This is a genomic window from Allobosea sp. 10N428, assembly GCF_056394545.1.
In genome coordinates this window covers 1-588 of record NZ_JBFTIC010000041.1, presented here as the reverse complement: position 1 = coordinate 588, position 588 = coordinate 1, and the positions used below count along the sequence as shown (strand labels likewise).

Below are 588 nucleotides of genomic sequence, written 5' to 3'. Positions count from 1 at the left end.
GGAGGTCATGGACCTCGAGCCTCTGCCCTATATCGTCGTCATCGTCGACGAGATGGCCGATTTGATGATGGTCGCCGGCAAGGAGATCGAGGGCACGATCCAGCGCCTCGCCCAGATGGCCCGCGCCGCCGGCATCCATGTCGTGTTGGCGACGCAGCGGCCCTCGGTCGACGTCATCACCGGCACGATCAAGGCGAACTTCCCGACCCGGATCTCCTTCCAGGTCACCTCGAAGATCGACAGCCGCACCATCCTCGGCGAGATGGGCGCCGAGCAACTGCTCGGCCAGGGCGACATGCTCTACATGGCCGGCGGCGGGCGCATCACCCGCGTGCACGGCCCCTTCGTCTCGGACAACGAGGTCGAGAAGGTCGTCGCTCATCTCAAGACGCAAGGCCGGCCGCAATATCTCGACGCCGTCACCTCCGAGGAGGAGGACGGCGCCGAGGACGAGGACGGCGCCGTCTTCGACAAGACCGGCATGGGTTCGGTCGACTCGGACGACCCCTACGAGCAGGCGGTCGCCGTCGTCTTGCGCGACAAGAAGGCCTCGACCTCCTACATCCAGCGCCGCCTCCAGATCGGCTA

Annotated in this window: 1 protein-coding gene; it reads left to right on the top strand. The window is 66.2% G+C overall.

Annotated elements, in window-relative coordinates; translation table 11 throughout:
- Positions 1-588 (top strand): FtsK/SpoIIIE domain-containing protein (locus AC1DDA_RS27415; RefSeq protein ID WP_476798096.1); only part of this gene is annotated, 588 nt, incomplete at both ends.